Annotated in this window: 13 protein-coding genes and 1 pseudogene; 2 read left to right on the top strand and 12 right to left on the bottom strand. The window is 70.8% G+C overall.

The window, feature by feature from the left end:
• Position 1 precedes the first annotated feature (1 nt).
• From ABZ911_RS18130 to ABZ911_RS18080, 11 genes and pseudogenes are all read right to left on the bottom strand, one after another.
• Positions 2-1,387, bottom strand: coding sequence for an LCP family protein (locus ABZ911_RS18130; protein ID WP_358056539.1), 1,386 nt, complete (start codon positions 1,385-1,387; stop codon positions 2-4).
• A 105-nt stretch (positions 1,388-1,492) separates the two neighbouring features.
• On the bottom strand, positions 1,493-2,401 hold the full coding sequence (locus ABZ911_RS18125; protein WP_358056537.1) for an NAD(P)-dependent oxidoreductase: 909 nt from the start codon (positions 2,399-2,401) through the stop codon (positions 1,493-1,495).
• Complete coding sequence (locus ABZ911_RS18120; protein WP_358056535.1) at positions 2,398-3,525, bottom strand: cytochrome P450; 1,128 nt, start codon at positions 3,523-3,525, stop codon at positions 2,398-2,400. The genes ABZ911_RS18125 and ABZ911_RS18120 overlap by 4 nt, the downstream gene beginning before the upstream one ends.
• Positions 3,522-4,253 carry a glycosyltransferase gene (locus ABZ911_RS18115; RefSeq protein WP_358056878.1) on the bottom strand — a complete coding sequence of 244 codons (732 nt, stop codon included), beginning with the start codon at positions 4,251-4,253 and terminating at the stop codon, positions 3,522-3,524. The genes ABZ911_RS18120 and ABZ911_RS18115 overlap by 4 nt, the downstream gene beginning before the upstream one ends.
• Positions 4,253-4,711: a 3-oxoacyl-[acyl-carrier-protein] synthase III C-terminal domain-containing protein gene (locus tag ABZ911_RS18110; protein ID WP_358056876.1), complete on the bottom strand. Its 459-nt coding sequence runs from the start codon at positions 4,709-4,711 to the stop codon at positions 4,253-4,255. Before ABZ911_RS18110 ends, ABZ911_RS18115 begins: the two co-directional genes overlap by 1 nt.
• Before the next feature lie 91 nt (positions 4,712-4,802).
• Positions 4,803-4,934 (bottom strand): annotated as a pseudogene (locus ABZ911_RS18105) (ketoacyl-ACP synthase III); the annotation flags it as partial.
• A gap of 254 nt (positions 4,935-5,188) precedes the next feature.
• The gene (locus ABZ911_RS18100; RefSeq protein WP_358056533.1) at positions 5,189-5,830 is read right to left on the bottom strand and encodes a hypothetical protein; all 642 of its coding nucleotides are present in this window, start codon (positions 5,828-5,830) and stop codon (positions 5,189-5,191) included.
• Between the two features lie 21 nt (positions 5,831-5,851).
• A complete protein-coding gene (locus ABZ911_RS18095) occupies positions 5,852-6,481 on the bottom strand; it encodes a hypothetical protein (protein WP_358056531.1) in 630 nt (209 codons plus the stop codon).
• 111 nt (positions 6,482-6,592) lie between these two features.
• Entirely contained in the window at positions 6,593-7,576 is a 984-nt protein-coding gene (locus ABZ911_RS18090) for a polyprenyl synthetase family protein (protein ID WP_358056529.1), read from the bottom strand.
• A 56-nt stretch (positions 7,577-7,632) separates the two neighbouring features.
• Entirely contained in the window at positions 7,633-8,799 is a 1,167-nt protein-coding gene (locus ABZ911_RS18085; protein ID WP_358056527.1) for a DUF234 domain-containing protein, read from the bottom strand.
• Between the two features lie 315 nt (positions 8,800-9,114).
• Complete coding sequence (locus ABZ911_RS18080; protein ID WP_358056525.1) at positions 9,115-10,005, bottom strand: LysR substrate-binding domain-containing protein; 891 nt, start codon at positions 10,003-10,005, stop codon at positions 9,115-9,117.
• 71 nt (positions 10,006-10,076) lie between these two features.
• Between ABZ911_RS18080 and ABZ911_RS18075 the strand changes: the two genes are divergently transcribed.
• A complete protein-coding gene (locus tag ABZ911_RS18075) occupies positions 10,077-10,940 on the top strand; it encodes a 4-hydroxy-tetrahydrodipicolinate synthase (protein ID WP_358056523.1) in 864 nt (287 codons plus the stop codon).
• On the opposite strand, the gene ABZ911_RS18070 is transcribed toward ABZ911_RS18075, so the two are convergent.
• Positions 10,937-12,097, bottom strand: a complete 1,161-nt coding sequence (locus ABZ911_RS18070; protein ID WP_358056521.1) for an FAD-dependent monooxygenase — start codon at positions 12,095-12,097, stop codon at positions 10,937-10,939. The two genes, ABZ911_RS18075 and ABZ911_RS18070, sit on opposite strands and share 4 nt — an antisense overlap.
• A gap of 57 nt (positions 12,098-12,154) precedes the next feature.
• On the opposite strand from ABZ911_RS18070, the gene ABZ911_RS18065 reads away from it, so the two are divergent.
• Positions 12,155-12,631 carry a MarR family transcriptional regulator gene (locus ABZ911_RS18065; RefSeq protein WP_358056519.1) on the top strand — a complete coding sequence of 159 codons (477 nt, stop codon included), beginning with the start codon at positions 12,155-12,157 and terminating at the stop codon, positions 12,629-12,631.
• Positions 12,632-12,653: the final 22 nt, after the last annotated feature.

The following is a 12,653-nucleotide window of genomic DNA, read 5'->3' as shown; positions in this document are numbered from 1 at the left end:
GCTAGCCGCAGTGGGTGTCCAGCGAGATCGGCTCCTCGGGGCTGGGGGCGGGCGGGGCGGCATCGCGGGGGGCGGGGGCCGTGGCGGCCTTGCTGACGGGGCGGTCGGCCAGGGCGCCGGCGACCTTGCGCTTGATCAGTTTCCAGTCGGGGTCGCCCGTGCTGATCAGCGGCGGCACGAACGACAGGCTCCTGATGTGCGTGCCCTTCACCTTCTGCGCCAGGTCGATCATCGCGGGCAGCAGGGCCTGCGGGACGTCGGTGGAGATGGCCCGCTTGGTGGCGGTGGCCAGCTTCTCGAAGCTGTTCAGCACGGTGATCGGGTCGGCCTGCTTGGCCACGGCGTTGAGCAGGCACTTCTGCCGCCCCATCCGCACGTAGTCGTCGCTGTGGGTGCGGGACCTGCCGTACCAGAGGGCCTCCTGGCCGGAGAGCTTGCGGGTGCCGGCGGGGAGCAGGCCCTCGTTGTACTTGCCGTAGGTGATGGGCTGGCGGATGGTGACCTTGACGCCGCCCATCGCGTCGACGATCTGCGCGAATCCTGTCATGTCGACCATCGCGTAGTAGTGCACGGGGATGCCGAGGACGTTGCTGATCGTCTTCGTGAGCAGGGTCGGGCCGCGCTGGCCCTTGCGTACGCCCGGGACCATCTCGGGGTAGTCCTCGGCGTACTGGTAGACCTCGTTGAGCAGGCCGGGGGTGTAGGGGGGTTCGCCGGTGAAGCCGTAGGGGAAGCGCTCGCGGGGCGGGCCGGTGGGCAGCCGCACCTGCTCCAGGTTGCGCGGCAGGCCGAGCAGGGTGGTCGCGCCGGTGGCGGTGTCGACGCTGGCCACGGTCATGCTGTCGGTCCGCACCCCGGGCCGGTTCGCCGCGGAGTCGGCGCCGATCAGCAGGACGTTGACCCGCCTGGCCCCGTTCCACGGGTCCTGGGCGATCACCGGGGTGCTGCTGGTGGCGCTGAACAGGCTGGTGACCACGTCCCGCGACAGGTAGGCGAGGCGGGCGGCGTAGGCGCTGGGCGCGATGATCAGCGCGCACAGCAGGGTGGCGGTGACGGTGGTCAGCGTGCGCGAGGCCGTCGTCGTGACCGCGGGCTTGACCAGGACGAACGACCAGATGATCACGACCGACCAGGTGAGGCCGAGGCCGATCAGGCCGCCGGTCAGCGCGGTCAGCCAGTTCGGCTGCACCGCCAGGGACAGCAGTTGCGACTTGAACGTCGTGGCCATGGTCACCACGAACGCGATCATCACGAGGTGGAACGTCATGAGCAGGACGCCGGTGCGCTGCCGTCCCGTCGCCAGGTGGGCGACGCCCCACAGCGCCGCCGAGGCCAGCGTCAGCGCGAGGCTCGCGCCGAGGCTGAAACCGCGATCTTTACCTGTCATCCTGTGCAACCCCCGTCACCACGCAGATCCATCACAGGTTAGTAACGGTCGGTGGATGATTAGGCCCGCTGAGCTGGCGCGTCACCCCAATTCACGGCAAGCCCTTCACCAGGACGCGGCACCCTCGAACGAGGTGGGCGCGGGATCGTAGCCGAGCCTGTCGAGCGCCGCGGAGATGTCGAGGGTGCGCTCGACGGCCAGATGCCCGACCGCGTAACGGGTCAGGCGCGGCGGCCGGCCCGTCACGGACGCGACCGTCTCCGCCACCGCCGCGATCCGATGGGCGAGCCGGTACGGCAGGTAGCGCGGCACGGCGTCGATCCGCCGCTCGCGCAGAACGCTCCGCAGCGCGTCGTCCAGCACCACCGGCTCGCGGTCGGTGACGTTGTACACCCCGGTGGGCGCCTCGACGGCCAGCAGGCACGCCTGGACGAGGTTGTCCACCGACGTCAGGCTGATCTGCTGCCCGCCGTCGCCCACCGCGAGCAGCGCGCGCCCCCTGACCGAGCGCAGGAGGCGAGGCAGCAGCGTGGTGTCGCCCGGCCCGTAGACGGCGTGCGGGCGCAGGATCACCGCCCGGCCATGGACGGCGTGCTCGGCCGCCGCCTTGGACGCGCCGTAGGCGTTGGCGTAGCGCCGGACCGGGGCCTCGTGCTCGGCCGCCATCACCGTGGGCGTGTACGGGTCGTAGACGCTGGCGGTGCTCACGTGCACGAACCTGGCCAGTGGGAAGGCTGCCAGGGCGTTGCGGGTGCCGGTGAGGTTGGCCCGCCAGATCTCCTGCGGCGGGCCCCAGTCGGTGACGCTTCCCGCACAGTGGATCAGCGCGTCCAGTTCTACCGGCGGAGGCGGTCCGAGGGTGAGATCCCACGGCAGGTAGGGGGCTCCGCCCAGGCGGGCCGGGCCGACGGCGGGGCGGCGGCCGAAGCCGTACACCTGCCAGTCCCGGGCGACCGCCGCCCGGCAGACGGCGCCGCCGACGAAGCCCGACGCGCCGGTGACCCCGATCCTCATGCGGCGGCTCGGATCCAGAGTTCGGCGTAGGTGGGGATGAGCACGCCGCGGGCGGCGCGGCGGCGTACCACCGTGACGCGGCGGGCCAGCAGCGTCGAGGCGACCGCGCGGATCTCGGCCAGCGCCAGCGGGTAGCCGATGCAGAAGTGCGGTCCCGCGCCGAACCAGAGGCGGCGCAGCTCGGGCGGGTGCGCGGCGGCCGGGTCGAAGGGGCCGTGGGCGCGGGCGCAGTTGTGGGTGGCCAGGACGATCCGGTCGCCGGGCCGTACCGCGATCTGGCCGACGTGCGCGGGCTCGGCCACCGAGCGGAGCATGACCGGGGTCGGGGTGGTCACCCGCAGGGCGTCCTCGATCGCCCGGTCGAGGTCGACGCCGTCGGCCGGATGGTCGTGCAGCAGGGCGATCAGCCGGGGGACGAACGTGGCGACGGTCTCGGTGCCGGTGAGGAAGAACGCGCCCGCCGCGCCGCGCGCCTCGGCGGCCGACAGGCCGAGCCGCCGCATCCGGCCCATCACGGTGGCGGCGTCGCCGCGCGTGAAGGCGGCCTCGGCGATGTCGCCGATCCGGTCGAGCACCTCGCGGGCCACGGCCACCTGCCGGTCGGCGAGGCGGCGGGTGCGCAGCGAGACCATGGACACCACCCGCTCGCCGTCGGCGTACAGCGCCCTGGCCCGGTCCTCGGGCACCTCGCCGAGCCCGATCACCCGGCAGATCACCGCGCCCGCCATCAGGCGCATCGCGTCGACCAGGTCCACCTCCTGCCCGGCGGCCAGCCTGGCGTCGAGCGCGGCCAGCGGCTCGCGGAGCACGCCGGACACCAGCGCCGCGACCGAGGAGGGGGTGAACAGCGGCTGGAGCCTGGCGCGCAGCGCGGCGTGCGCCTCGCCCTCCATGTTGAGCAGCACCGAGGGGCCGAGGACCGGCGTCCACAGGTCGCCGGGGGAGCCGGGGCCGTCCTTGCGGAAGCGGGGGTCCAGGAGCACCCTCCTGGCCACCGCGGCGTCGTTGACGACGACGCCGAGGCCGGGCACCCGGACGACCGGGCCCAGCCGGGCCAGCAGGCGCAGCAGCGGGTAGGCGAAGGGGTGGGCGGCCAGGTAGAGGCGGGTTTCGTGGTCGATCATCTGATGTCGATGACTTCGGGCTTGTTGTGGTGGTTGATGTACCAGGCGAGGGTTCCGGCCAGGCCGTAGGCGCGCAGCCTGCGGACCGAGGCGAACACCACCACGTCGCGGCGGGAGCCGTAGGCGCCGGTCAGCCGGCGGACGCGGTTGACCAGCTCGCGGTCCTCGTGCATCTCCTCGATCGAGGTGCGCGGGAAGCCGCCGCAGCGCTGGTACAGGTCGGCGGTGATGGCCAGGGTCGCGCCGGGCATCATGACGTACGGTCCTCGGTATTCGGGGGAGCGATTGCTGGGCCGTACTTTGCCGAAGAACGCGGCCGTCTCCACGATCGCGGGGATCAGCCGCCGCTCCCACAGGCGCAGCTCGTACTCGTCGGTGCGGGCGCGGAGTTTGCCGCCGACCAGTTCGAGCCCGTCGTCGAAGGCCCGCCGCACATTGGCGGTCCAGTCGGGGCGCGGCAGGCAGTCGGCGTCGGTCCTGGCCAGGTGGGTCGCGCCCCGGGAGATGGCGTGCCGGATGCCGGTGTCGCTGGCGGCGCCCGTACCCTTGCGCGTCTCGTGGATCACCTCGACGCCGCAGTCCCTGGCCACCTGCGCGGTGCCGTCGGTGCTGCCGTTGTCGACCACCAGCGGCGTGAAGCGGCGGTCGTGCTGCTCGCGCAGCGCGCGGAGCGTGCCCGCGATCCCGGCCGCCTCGTTGTACGCGGGGATCACCACCCACAGGTCCATCACATCTCCGCCAGCATCACGCCCATGCTGATGCCTCCGCCGAGGCCGAGCAGCGCCACCCGGTCGCCTGGCCCGGCCTGGCCGAGCGCGAGCTGCAGCGGCAGCGTGGCCGAGGCGCAGTTGCCGTGCTCGGGCAGCGTCACCACCAGCCGGTCCTCGGGAATGCCGAGCACCCCGACCAGGAAGTGCAGGTACGGCAGCGCCACCTGATGCACCGCCACCAGCGAGAAGTCCTCCCAGCCCAGCCCGGTGCGCTTGAGCGCGTTGAGGAAGAGGTCCGGCCCGACCCGCTCGAACGCCTCCTTCAACCGCCGCCCGTCGCCGGTGAAGTAGCTGTACTCGGGGTCCCGGGGATGCGCCGAGCCGCCGCCGGGCAGCGTGCCGATCGACCAGGCCGCGCTGTGCGCGGAGAAGTCGCGGTAGAAGATGCCGCGGGCCGGGTCGGCGGCGACCACCACGGCGGCGCCGGAACTGGGCGCGGTCCCCGACCCGCCACCTGATCGCCCGCGACGGGGTCTCGCCCGTGCAGACCAGCACCCGGCGGTGCGCGCCGGTCAGGATCAGCGCCTCGGCCACCTGGATCCCGTTGAGCAGGCTGTTGCAGGCGTTCTTCACGTCGAACACCGGGCAGGACAGGCCGAGCTTGGCCGCCACGATGTGCGCGGTGGCCGGCTCGACCATGTCCTGCGAGGCCGAGGCGAAGATCAGCAGATCGACGCCTTCGGCGATCCCCCTGGCCGCCTCGACGGCCAGGTCGGAAGCCTGCTGGCCGTCCCCGGCCACATGCCGCCGCCTGATGCCGGTCATCCGCTCGACGATGCCGCGCGGCGGCCGGTAGCCCCTGATCCGCTCCTCGACCTCGTCACTGCCCAGGGTGTCCGGGGGAAGGTACGTCGACACGTCCACAATGCGCGCTCTCATCGAGGGAAATGTAGTCAGCCCTGGTTGCAGAACGCTTGCCGGGGTCGCATGACGGCCAGCGCCTCGGCCACATCGGACAGGTACAGGTGCGGCACGTCCACGAACACCCGCAGCGGCCCGAGCTCCAGGCCGAGATCCCGCCCGATCCCGGCCTGGACGTCCCGCAACGGCACGTAGTTCAGGTAGCTGGTGAACGCGTTCTGCGACCGGAAGACCGCCGTCATGACCAGCCGCCCGTCCCTGATCCGCAACGACACCGAGGTCAGGCAGGGCACCGCGTCATAGGGCTCCCCCGGCCCGGTCAGCGAGATCCACGCGCTCTTGCTGTACGGCTTGGCCCGCAGCAACTCGGTCACCCACCGCACCTGACCGCGCATCCTGGCGCCGTAGCTGTACTTGAAAGGGGGCACGACGGCGTCCTCGGTGAACTTCCTGGCGTACAGGGCGGCTTTGGCGGGGTCGCCGTACGTCGCGAGGATCGGGTCGTCCTGCCGTACGTCGATGATCTCGAACAGCACCGGGGAACCTTCGATCACCGGGCCGCGGTCGTCGTCGGCGGGCGCGCCGGAGGTCCAGACATGGCGCATCAGCCAGATCCACGCCTCCCCACAGGACTTCCACTCACTCGTCCCCGCCACATCATCGGGGCTGGGCATCACGTCTCCCGTCTGGAGAACTCAATACGTGTCACGGGGAAGGCGGCGGCGCCGCGTGACGTTGCAGCGGACGTAGTAGACCGCGTAGTGGACCAGCGCCACGAGCAGGATGCTGGTCAGCAGCAGTAGTGCGTTGGGTTCGGACCCGCTCAGGCCGGTGACGCCGACCGTGAGATAGGCGGAGTTGACGATCGACAGCATCATGACGTTGATGCCAGGCCAGGCCAGCGGCGCGTACGTCTCGGGGAAGCGCGGGTCGATCGGCAGGTTCGGCTCCCAGCCGAGCTCGTCCTTGAGTCTCGACACGTAGAGCAGCCGGAAGTTGTTGATCGCCCGTGCGGTCCTGGCGTGCGCGTTGACCGCTTCGATGAGGCGCAGGAAGGGCAGCACGCCGAGCAGCCCGAAGGCGGCCACGAGCGCGAAGAGGTAGGGCGGCACCCGCTCCCAGCTGGTGAGGCTGGCCGGGTCAACGACCTTCGTGCTGGTGAGCGCGATCGCGGCGGCGAACGGCACCGAGAGCAGGCTCATCGCCAGCCGGGTCATTTTCAGACGTTCGTCCTTGGCGGCCAGATGGACCGCGTAGATGCCGCTGAAGTCCACGGCGGTGAGTTGGAGGAAGGCAGTCGACTCGAGCTGCTTCTCCGTGGTCATGCGAGGGGGTGTCTTCCGCATGAGCGCGCTCCTGAATGGCCAGCTGTTTTCCAGTATGAGCACTCTTTGCGGGGTTTGGCTTGGGATTTCTACTAATTGTCCCAACAAATCTCAACTGGGGTAGGTCAACGCAGCGTGACGGGTCATTTCGGCGACTCTGTCGATATAGGCGGTGGGCAGGGCGTGCAGGGCGGCGGCGATCTCGCGGTCGGCGATCACGGGCAGTACGCCCTGCGCGTCGGCGGCCAGGGCGCGGCAGTACTCCAGGGTGTCGGCCACCATCGGGCCCCGCCTGAGCCTGGACAGCACCGCGTCGACGTCCTCGGCCAGCAGCGGTCCCAGCTCGGGGTCCCCGGCCAGGGCGCGCAGGAACGGGACGCTGTAGACGCCCTGGCGCAGGTCGTTGCCGGCGGGCTTGCCCAGCAGTTCGGCGGGGGCGGCCAGGTCGAGCAGGTCGTCGAGGATCTGGAAGATCAGGCCGAAGCGCTCGCCGTACGCGGACATCCTGGCCCGCTCCTCCGGGCCCGCGTGCGCGCAGACCGCCGCCACCAGGCAGCCCGCCCTGAACAGCGCCGCCGTCTTGCCCGTCACGGATCTGAGCGCGCTCTCCTCCGTCCTGGCCAGGTTGAACTGCTCGGCCGTCTCCAGGTACTGCCCCTCGGTCAGCTCCACCACCGTCGCGGCCAGCACCTCGGCGACCGGCCTGGACACCGAGGTGATCGCCGCCAGGCCCGCCCTGGCCAGCATGAAGTCGCCGATGACCAGGGCCTTGCCGTCGCCGAGGTCGGCGTTCAGCGTCTTGGCGCCCCGGCGTTCGGTGGCCCTGTCCATCAGGTCGTCGTGCACCAGCGACCCGGCGTGGATGAGCTCGACGCAGGCCGCGGCGGTGACCGTCCGGCGGTCGATCGAGCCGCCCAGCGCCAGCGCGGTGGCCAGGGACAGAGCGGGTCTGAGCCGTTTGCCGCCCGCGCTGACGATCCGCGCGGCGCCCTCGTTGATGCCGGGGAGCGTGGAGGAGGCGCTCAGCCTCCTGATCCGGGTCTCGACCTTGCGCAGACCTTGGACGACGGCGGGGGTGCTCAGCAGAAGATCCATGCCTCCAGCCTGCTCCCTGGGCGCTGTGCCCGCCCTGAGAGACACTGAGACCCTTCTCAGCCCGCCCAGACCCCGAGCAACTCCTCAGGCCCCCAGCACTGGTCGACGGGCACCCCGGACTCGAAGCCCGCCCGGGAGATCGCGATCCTGGGGGTCTCCGGGGTCGCACCGGGTACGAAGCTCCCGTCCTTGACCAGTTGGTCGTAGTCGTGACGGTCGAAGAGGCGGTTGTCGAACCACTTGATCGACCCGACGAAGTGAATCTGACCGGCGACCGGCCCCTTGTCCGCTCCCACAAGATCGATCTCTGGGTTGTTCTGCCGGTTCCACCAGCCGCCGATCTCCTCGGTATCCGGCCATCTGTCGTCGGGCAGCGCCCTGGCCAGGGTCTCGCGAATGATCGGTTCCACGGCACGACCCCGCCACGCGCTCCAGGATCGTTCGATTCGCCGCAGAGCCAGGTCCGGTCTGCCACGCTCACTGTCGGCGATCGCGCGGCGCAGGAACGTTAGCCAGAAGCGCAGGTAGGGGTCGGCCACCCGATAGCGCTTGTTCCTGGTGTCGGCCTTGGTGGACAGCGGTAGTTCCGCGCTGACCACTCCTTTGCCCACGAGATTGGCGAGGATGGGGGCAAGGGTTCCGGAAGGCAGCGGATTCACGCCGCCGACCTTGCCGGCGATGTTGGCGAAGGTTCGTTCCCCTGCCCCTACGGCTTCCAGGACCATCCGGCTGTGGGTTGAGGCGGGGAACTCGCCCAGCAGCGTGAGCTCTCCGGCCGCGAGGAGCGGGGACAGCGGCGAATCAAGGCTCTGGCGGAGGAAGCCGACCCGGTCCATCTCCGGTTCCCAGGATCGAACGATCTCCGGGAAGCCGCCGGTGACCAGCAGCGCGTCGATGGCATCGGCGGCGGGCAGCTTGGTCATCCCGGCCACGTCGGCGAGATCGAGTGGCCGGATGGTCATGCGGGCGGCCCTTCCGAAGAAGGGCCTGCCGTACTGTTGAAGCGCTTCCATCATGGTGAGGTCGCTGCCGACCAGGATCAGCAGGAGCGGCTTGGCTGACAGGAATCTGTCCCAGACCGTCTGCAGGGCGCCCTCGAACTCGTGGTCCTGCTCGATCAGCCAGGGAACCTCGTCGAGGACGATGATGGCGGGTTCGTCTCCGGTGGCCTGGGCGAGGGCTCGCAGGGCTTGATTCCAGTCCTGTGGCCGGGCCCCTGACACAAGATCGACAGCGGGTAGTCCCGCGCAGACCATGGCCTCGACGAAGTCATTCCGCTCCGCTGCGGGTGCTCGGCCGCGCGAAGCTTGGAAGATCACGTATGGCAGACCGGACCGATCACAGAACTCCTGGACCAGCCGGGACTTTCCCACCCGCCGTCGGCCTGTCATGGTCAAAGCGCGACCACGTGTGGCCAGTTTCCCCCTCCTGATCAGATCTAGCTGGTCGTTCAGCGTTCGGAGGTCGTGCGCGCGTCCGGAGAACTCGACCACCATGGCGGGCTCCTAAGTAAGATCGCATCTAAGTAAGTTTCAATCTTACTTAGATGCTATGGACTTTGTCCTGAAGGCTGCCTGGAGTGCGGTGACGGTCGCTCGGATGGCGGGGTGGGCGCCGTAGCCCTTGCGGACGGCGGTCAGGGTGCGGCGGCGGATCGGTAGCGGGGTGAGGGTGACGCCGGAGGGCGGGGACAGGGCGGCCAGGCGGGGGATCAGGGCGACGCCCTGGGACGCCGCGACCAGGGCCAGGACGGCGTCGAAGTCGTCGATGCGGTGGCGGACCCGCGGCTCGAAGCCTTCGGCCTGGCAGGCGCGGATGGTCATGGTGTGGCAGAGCGTGCCGGGCTTGCCGACGATCCACGGCTCCTCCCGGGCGTCGGCCAGGCCGCGGTGGCCGGGGGAGGCCGAGGCCAGGTAGATCGGCTCGGTGAACAGCGGCTCGCCCGCCACCCCGGCGTCCAGGACCTGGGGCACGAAGTCGTACTCGTGGATCAGCGCCAGGTCCAGCTCGCCCGCCCGCAGCGCGTCGGAGACGTCGGCGGGGTCGATCTCGGACACCATCGGCTCCAGGGCGGGGTGTCGCAGGGCCAGCTCGACCAGTGCGGGCGGCAGCAGCGTGCGGGCCGCGGTGGGGAACGCGCCGATCCGCAGCGGCCCGGACAACCCGGTGCGGGTGGCCGCCAGCGCGGCCGCGGCCCGCTCCAACTCTTCGAGTACGGCTTCCGCGTGCCGGACCAGCAGGTGGGCGGCGGGGGTGAGAGTCACGGTGCGGCCGGTGCGCTCCAGGAGGGGGACGCCCGCCTCCCGTTCCAGGGCGGCGAGTTGCTGGGAGACCGCGGACGGGGTGAAGGTCATCGCCTCGGCGACGGCGGCGATGGTGCCGCGGCGGGACAGTTCGCGGAGCAGACGGAGCTTGCGCGGGTCGAGCATCAGGTCAGCTTAATCTCGACCGTAGAAATCGGAGCTGGACCTAAGGGGTCGGGGCGCGTCAGCCTGAAGGCATGCTGAGCGGAATCTACATACCGATGATCACGCCGTTCGCCCCCGACGGCGAGGTGGCGGTGGACGCGCTGGAGAAGCTGGCGCAGGCCGTACTCGATCAGGGGGCCGTCGGCCTGGTCGCGCTGGGGACCACCGGGGAGGTCGCGACGCTCGACGGGAGCGAGCGGCGCCAGGTGATCGAGGCGTGTGCGCGGGTGTGCGCGGCGCGCGGCGCGGAGCTGATCGTCGGGGCGGGCGGCAGCGACACCAGGGCGACCGCGCGGGCGCTGCGCGAGCTGCCGGAGTCGGCGGTGGCGGCGCTGGTGACGGTGCCGAGCTTCGTCCGGCCGGGCGAGCGCGGGGTGATCGCGCACTTCGAGGCGCTGGCGGCGGAGACGCCGGTGCCACTGGTGATCTACCACATCCCCTACCGGACGGGGCAGGCGCTGAGCGCCGCGGCGCTGCGGCGGCTGGGCGCGCTGCCGATGGTCGACGGGGTGAAGTACGCGGCCGGCGGGCTCGACCAGGACGCGGTCGCCCTGCTCGGGGACCTGCCCGAGGGGTTCGCGGTGCTGGGCGGGGACGACGCGGTCATCTCGCCGCTGCTGGCGCTGGGCGCCTCCGGCGGGATCCTCGCCTCGGCGCACCTGGCCACCGCCGAGTTCGCGGAACTGGTCACCGCCTGGCACGACGGCGACGTGCCCCGGGCCCGCGCGCTCGGCCACAAGCTGGCCCGCCTGTCCGCGACCCTGTTCGCCGAGCCCAACCCGGCCGTGATCAAGGGCGTGCTGCACGCCCAAGGCCTGATCCCGACCCCCGACGTACGGCTGCCGCTGCTGCCGGCCAGCGCCGAGTCCGTGGCGGGCGCGCTGCGCATGCTCTAGAGCTCGATGTGGTGGCGGTACATCCAGGCCAGCGACTCCGAGCTGGCCGCCTTCTTGAGGAACATCGGCATCATCAGGTCGCGGAACACCCGGGCGACCGGGCCCGCGGCCTTGCTGTTGCTGATCCGCTTGGAGTAGGCCACCACGCGCTCGGCCCGCTCCCTGCGCTCGGCCTCGTACCTGGCGAACGCCGCCTCGTGGCCGAGCGAGTCGCGCAGCGACCTGGCCAGCACCAGGGCGTCCTCGATCGCCTGGGAGGCGCCCTGGCCGGAGCTGGGCGAGGTGGCGTGCGCGGCGTCGCCGGTCAGGATCACCCGGCCCCGGTGCCAGGTGGGCACGGGCGGCAGGTCGTAGACGGGCAGGCCGGGCTCTACGATGCTCCTGCGGATGATCTCGGCGGCCTGGTTGTCGTCGCCGGCGAACGCCTCGACCAGGATCGGCCGCCAGTCGGTGGCGGCCAGTTCCCGCCTGCTCGGCGGCGTGGCCATCGGCAGGTTGGCGAACCACCAGGTCTCGCCCGTGGTGGCCACGGTGTAGCCGAAGAACGCCTTCTTGCCGAAGACCATGTTGTACACGCCGGGTTCGCCGGTGAAGTCGGGGTCCTTGACGATGCCGCCGAAGCTGAGCAGGCCCGCGTAGCGGGGTGCGGGGGCGGCGGGGTCGAGCAGGGTGCGGGTGCGCGAGTGGACGCCGTCGGCGGCGATGAGGATGTCGCCGGTGGCCTCGGTGCCGTCGTCGAAGTGGGCGGTCACCTGGTGGACGGTGTCCTCGTAGGAGACCATGCGCTTGCCGTAGGAGATGGGGACGGCGCGGGAGACGGCCGTGTCGCGGATCACGCGGTAGAGGTCGGCGCGCAGGATGGTGTGGCTCACGGTGCCGTCGGCCAGGGGCAGCCCGTTGGGCACGGCGCCGAGGCGCTTGCCGTTGCCGCTCCACATGACCATCTCGGGGGTGGGCACGCCCTCGGCCATGACCTCGCGGTGGGCGCCGAGCACGCGCAGGCCGTCCAGGCCGTTGGAGGCGATGTTCAGGAAGGAGCCGACGCCGTCGGCGGCGGCGCCGTACGCCTCGAAGATCTCGGCGTCGATGCCGACCCGCTGCAGGGCCATCGCGGTCGTGGGGCCGCCGATCCCGCATCCGATGATCAGAGCCTTCATCTGGTAACCTCTTCTCAGATTATTTCGTTCGGTCGAACGAAATATAAGCACCAGAGGATGGCCGTGTCCAGAGATATTTCGGATCACCGAAAGAATCTTCTCGAGAAGCTGTTCGTCGCGGGCCGGGAGAACAGCAGCGCGGCGGTCATGTTCCATGGCGTCGTCAGTGCGCGCGTCGGGTTGAGCATGACCGAGGAGAAGGCGCTCGACGTGCTCGAACGCCTCGGGCCGCTGACCGCCGGGGAGATGTCCAAGCACACCGGCCTCGCGCCGGCCTCGGTGAGTGGGCTCATCGACCGGCTGGAGGCCAAGTGGATGGTGCGCCGGGTGAAGGACGCCAAGGACCGGCGCCGGGTCATCGTGGAGCTCAACCGGGAGCGGCTGGCCATGTTCGGCGACATGTTCCACGGCCTGGTGGCAGGGCTGACCGAGCTGTACGACGGCTACACCGACGAGCAGCTCGAGCTCATCCTCGACTTCCTGACCCGGGCCACGGCCATCCAGAACGCGGCCACCGCCGAGCTCGAGAGTTGATGACGTGTCAACTAGGATGAGG

This window comes from Nonomuraea sp. NPDC046570 (assembly GCF_040645915.1).
GTDB lineage: Bacteria > Actinomycetota > Actinomycetes > Streptosporangiales > Streptosporangiaceae > Nonomuraea.
The sequence above is the reverse complement of the archived record's forward strand: the minus strand, read 5'-3'. Positions and strand labels throughout refer to the sequence as shown.